This is a genomic window from Sulfitobacter sp. (assembly GCF_036961165.1).
GTDB lineage: Bacteria > Pseudomonadota > Alphaproteobacteria > Rhodobacterales > Rhodobacteraceae > Sulfitobacter.
This window is the reverse complement of record NZ_JBALVJ010000141.1, coordinates 1-4,880: the sequence shown is the minus strand read 5'-3', so window position 1 is coordinate 4,880 and position 4,880 is coordinate 1. Positions and strand designations below refer to the sequence as shown.

The window sequence follows — 4,880 nt, the reverse complement described above, 5'->3', positions numbered from 1 at the left end:
CACTCCATCTTTGGCTAAAGACTAAAGTGTTGCGTCGACCCGTTGAAATCGCCGCAGAAAGCGTACTTTGCAAAGTTACGCGAACGGCCCTGAGCGGACATTCGTAGACGGCGCAGCGAACGACAGCTCGGAGCCCTTATTGTCGGCTTGCTGCAATGCAGCCAATGACTGCTATGCAAAATGGCGATCACCGTTCTGTCGGGACCAGAGTGTCGAACTGTGCTATGCTTCAATGAAGCGGAGGACGATAAAATGAGCTTTGTTTCAATCACGACTTGGCGAATGACAGAAGAGACCGAGACCCTGCAGCATGTCACCGACCTGATGAAGCGCAAATACTTTCCGGGGCTCTTGGCTTTGGGCGCAAATCATTCAATGCTTGTGGATGCTGAATTAGACCGTTTTGCCATCGTGACAGTTTATCCAAACCGTAAGGTGCGCGATGACGCCTTCGCCCATGTCTCGGCCCTTCGAATTGAAGGCGCAGAGGAATTCGGAGCGGAGCTGATGGATGCTTACGGCGGAGAGATGTTGGCCTCTTCGGAAGCCTAGAGGTCCTTGCTCATCTTATCCGCGCAGCAAGCCGAGGGACATTCCGCCGCGAACAGTCGCATCGAGCCGAGAGTACCTCATTCGCATGGCCATGAATTAGCTTCCGGGATACGCGGGATTTAGCCCACGCTGAGCAGCAGTCGGACCAATGCAGTCTGGGAATTGACGCCAGTCTTGTCGTAGATGCGTTTGAGATGCGTGCGCGCAGTGTTAATGCTGATCTGCTGCGTCTTTGCCGCGTCCGTGGGACTCTCGCCTGAAGCGATGCGAGCGGCAAGGGCCATCTGGCCGGGCGACAGGCCAAATATCATTTTCGCCGTGACCAGCCGGCGGTTGAGATCGGCGGCAGGGTCGATGTCGAGATAGGTTAGCCCGTCCAGGACCAGCAGAGAACAGACCATCGCCGCGCCGGTCTCGTCCTCGCCCAGCACCACGGGCGTGCGGAAGGGCGCGCCTGTCGCTTCGACAAACTCATGGTGATGGAAGAAACCGTGCAACGCGCCTGCGCGAGCGATTGCTGCCTGCAGCACCTTGTCCCAGTCACCGCGGCGCGCGCGTAGCCGCCCGTTCGAGACGGTGAGCGCAGGGTGTGTGCGCAGCGCATCTGCCGCCGCGGGCGTGGTCCAGACCACACGACCCTTTGCATCGAGCGCGATGCGGTCGGGGGCGGTGCGCGTCATCCGGCTATGCGCGAAGGCGTTGTAGACGATTTGCCAGCCCTTCGCCGAGCGTTCGAGGATGACAGTTTCGATGCTGTTTGCCTCGCTGCCATCGTCGGCTTGCGTCCAGCCGTCATAGATCGCCCAGGCAATGTCTCCGTCGATGGTGATTTGCATATTGTATTTCCGAAAATCGGACATTCCGCAGGGAGTGCTCCCGAGCGCGAGCGCGCTGGCCATGTCGTCGCGGATCGCGTTCCAGCCACGCAGGACGGTGACGCCAAGGCCCGGAGAGGCGCTGACCGTGCAGGCGCGCGGGGACTGCAAGTAGCAGGCAGCCCAGCCGTCAAAATCCAAGTTGCGAAAACAGGCGGTTTCCCTGTGGATCACCGCGGCAACGGCCTCGCAGTCGTCCGCACTGTAAAGTGTGTCTGGCATCGGCATTACCTTCGATGGCTGTGCCACCATGTTACACCCGACCTGCTCTTGAGACAAATTTTGGCGCAGTCGGCGCCTTGTCGCCAAGGCGGCTCCGCGCGTCGCGCAGCAGTTCGACTAGGTGCTTGAGCGCGCGCCGGGCGTCGTGCAAGCCAGCGAAGGCGTGCGCGTTGTAGAAGGCTTCGACTTCCTCTGCATCGGATTTTCGGACCGGTGAAACTTGGCGGGCGGCGATGGCTTGAATAGGGTCCATAGTTCAGTTCCTTTCGGGGGTTAGCTGCGTTTCGATGCCCCAAACCTACATTCCGCCACCGCCGCGGCTGTCACCCGAATCGACTACACGCTGCGGAAACCCGTGCTGGATCGCTTTGGGAACGCTTGTTCTGGATTTGATCCCGGGCTTTTTCGGCTACAAGGGAGACAGTTGGCTTCAGGCCGAGACCTGCCCGCCACGAATGACGGTTTGGTCCGCTTAGTGGCCATCTGCCCACACCGCAGCGAAAGTTCACTTTCCGCCCATAATTACCGGTGCTGCGCTGCGCACGAAGGTCTGCTGACGAATTTCCAGCCAACCAAAAATTCCGCCCAATGCTGTCAATGCCGATTGAGGGCGGCATTAAAACCAAGCAGAAAATTTTGGCTAAACACCCCAACATCATTCTGGTAGCTTTGCCGAGAAGGGAAATTTTATGGCAAGTTTTGACAGTGCGAAGGCCGCCGAAATCCACCGCGAACTCCACAGCCACCTACCGTCTGAGCCAGCATTAAGGGTCAAGGCAATCGAGAGCCTGATGGTTGAAAAGGGATTGACGACCACTGAGACGATCAACGCCTGGGTCGAGGCGTATTCGGAAGAAATTGGTCCAAAACGTGGTTCGAAAATAGTCGCACGGTCCTGGATCGATGCGGCGTTCAAAGAACGATTGCTCTTAGATGCAGCGTCAGCAATTGAAGAATTTGGTTTTGAAGGTAAGGCGACAGGGCATCTGAAGGCCGTTGAAAACACGAATGAAGTCCATAATTTGGTCGTCTGTACCTTGTGTTCTTGCTATCCGTTTTCAATTCTCGGCATTGCGCCGAACTGGTACAAAACCGCCGCCTATAGATCTCGCGCTGTGCGCGATCCGCGCGGTGTGTTGGCGGAATTTGGCGTCATTCTTAGTGCAGACACACAAATACGCGTTTGGGACAGCACGGCAGAATTGCGCTATTTGGTTGTGCCGCAACGGCCCATTGGGACCGAAGGCTTAGGCGAAGACGCATTGGCAAGGTTGGTCACACGAAATTCAATGATCGGAACTGATCGAGTCCTGGCGGCGCCAACCGTGGAGCAAAACTAATGGATGGTGTTCATGATTTAGGCGGCAAGCAAGGTTACGGTCCTGTCGACGTGCACGAACCTGTTGAGAATTTTCACTCTGAATGGGAAGCACGTGCTTGGTGCGTCTCACAAAGCATCGGCGGGGGCGCTCCGGACATTACGATTGATTGGTGGCGTCACGTCCGGGAAACCACAATTCCAACTGATTATTTGACACGACCGTATCTGGATAGTTGGCTTGAAACCGACGTGGCCACTTTGGTGGATTCCAAAATCTGTACAGTCGAAGAGCTTGCGACTGGAAAGTCTGCCACTCCACCAATTGACATGGCCAACTCAATGGATAAGGCGCAAGTATTAGAAGCAAATCGCGCAAACGCGTCCAAATATAATAGGCGCATCGATGTTGAGCCAAAGTTTGTTGTCGGAGCCGAAATTGTTACACATCTGAATGCGAACCCCGGCCACACCCGATTGCCCGGATACGCTCGCGGTCGCGCCGGAAAAATCCATGCACACCATGGGGCGCATCAATTTCCTGATGTTGTCTCAAAAGGGATCGATGAAGCCCAGCACCTCTAAACGGTTGCATTTGACGCGCGAAACCTCTGGCCTGAAGCTATCGAAAGTAAGGATGTAATCTTCCTCGATCTATGGGAGAGCTATCTTGACCCAAAATAGCACTCACAAGCCACTACCGTTTAAAGATCTAGATGGATTGCCGGTATTCGCGCAAGAATGGCAAGCACTGACGCTTGCCATGGTTGATACCTTGATCACCAATCGGTTCATTGAACCGTCAACCTGGTCAGAGGCTTTCGGCTCAGCGTTGAGCCGCGCCCACGCTTCGGGCAATCTGGATGATATGGACACATATTACGCTGTAGCTTTGGCAACTTTGGAAAAACTGATGACAGAACAGTGCAAAGTTTCCGAAGCCGAAATATCGTCTAAGAAAGATGATTGGAAGCAAGCCTATTTGCGCACGCCGCATGGCCACCCAGTAGAGTTGTAAGCCCATACTAAGTCCGTTCCCGACAAATCCTTTCGGGGCTCTTACCGCAACTTAAAACCGTTCTTGGCGCAATTCGCTGTTTTGAAAAATTGCGGCGAACGACACGTATTAATCAGACAATATAATAGCTGCCATCACTAAACAGATCGGCAGTTTCGCTGGAGGCGGCCAATTCTATTGTGACGCTGAAAGCGGACATAAGTACTTACGCAGCGAACTCACACTTCGTCCGCTGTGCCGCCGTTCGCTTCCCGCCTCGGCGCTGATTTTGTGTGCAAACGCGGCGAACGGCAGGTCTGAGCCCATAATAACCGAAGTTCTGCAACGCGGCGAATGACGGCTAGCGGTCTCAAGTACATTGGTGCGGGCCGCTCACACAGCTGCTAAAAGCGCCCTCCCGATTTTCTCGACATGCGCATAATCTGTACCGCAACACCCACCGAAGACATTCATTTTTGGATGAGCGGTTCGGATATCAACGTACTGGCTCGCCAATTCTTCGGGGTCTCCCTCCTCGAGATGGCCCAACTGGCACAATGTACCATGATCCAAAGAGGAGGCGTTGGCCCGAAGTCCTCGAATACGGTCCGCCCAAGGCTCGCTGGCAAGTGCGGGACCAAAATCGACAGGGTGCGAGCAGTTGATCATGTAATAGGCAGGCGCGTTTGCGGTCGCAGCATCAACCGTTTCTATTGCCTCCCTCAACGTTTCGCCGCTGCGAAGTTTGCGATCTTTTTCAACCGTAAAGGAGATAACCGAAGGTAAACCTGCTTCCGCTGACGCCCTTGCGATGCCAATCGCCTCGTCTGTTGTGCTTAGGGTCAGCGCTGTGACGATATCGTGTTGAATGTCACTGAGAGCTGACCCGGTAGCCCCATAAATTGTCACTGAGAAT

General features: G+C 55.1%; 6 protein-coding genes and 1 pseudogene. 4 read left to right on the top strand and 3 right to left on the bottom strand.

What is annotated here, in order from left to right; all coding sequences use genetic code 11:
- Positions 1 to 252 precede the first annotated feature (252 nt).
- Positions 253 to 552, top strand: a complete 300-nt coding sequence (locus V7730_RS22055) for a hypothetical protein (RefSeq protein ID WP_335749708.1) — start codon at positions 253 to 255, stop codon at positions 550 to 552.
- Between the two features lie 119 nt (positions 553 to 671).
- Here V7730_RS22055 and V7730_RS22050 read toward each other — a convergent pair whose 3' ends face one another.
- Positions 672 to 1,649, bottom strand: coding sequence for a LuxR family transcriptional regulator (locus tag V7730_RS22050; RefSeq protein ID WP_335749707.1), 978 nt, complete (start codon positions 1,647 to 1,649; stop codon positions 672 to 674).
- A 31-nt stretch (positions 1,650 to 1,680) separates the two neighbouring features.
- Complete coding sequence (locus V7730_RS22045) at positions 1,681 to 1,902, bottom strand: hypothetical protein (protein ID WP_335749706.1); 222 nt, start codon at positions 1,900 to 1,902, stop codon at positions 1,681 to 1,683.
- A gap of 436 nt (positions 1,903 to 2,338) precedes the next feature.
- On the opposite strand from V7730_RS22045, the gene nthA reads away from it, so the two are divergent.
- The 3 genes and pseudogenes from nthA to V7730_RS22030 all read left to right on the top strand — a co-directional run bounded on the left by nthA (position 2,339) and on the right by V7730_RS22030 (position 3,985).
- Entirely contained in the window at positions 2,339 to 2,989 is a 651-nt protein-coding gene (nthA, locus tag V7730_RS22040) for a nitrile hydratase subunit alpha (protein WP_335749705.1), read from the top strand.
- Positions 2,989 to 3,651: pseudogene (gene nthB, locus V7730_RS22035) on the top strand (nitrile hydratase subunit beta). The gene nthA and the pseudogene nthB overlap by 1 nt, the downstream one beginning before the upstream one ends.
- On the top strand, positions 3,638 to 3,985 hold the full coding sequence (locus tag V7730_RS22030) for a nitrile hydratase accessory protein (protein WP_335749704.1): 348 nt from the start codon (positions 3,638 to 3,640) through the stop codon (positions 3,983 to 3,985). Before nthB ends, V7730_RS22030 begins: the two are co-directional and overlap by 14 nt.
- A 372-nt stretch (positions 3,986 to 4,357) precedes the next feature.
- Here V7730_RS22030 and V7730_RS22025 read toward each other — a convergent pair.
- Positions 4,358 to 4,880, bottom strand: a 523-nt coding sequence (locus V7730_RS22025; RefSeq protein WP_335749703.1) for a homocysteine S-methyltransferase family protein, incomplete at its 5' end; no start/stop codon positions are given.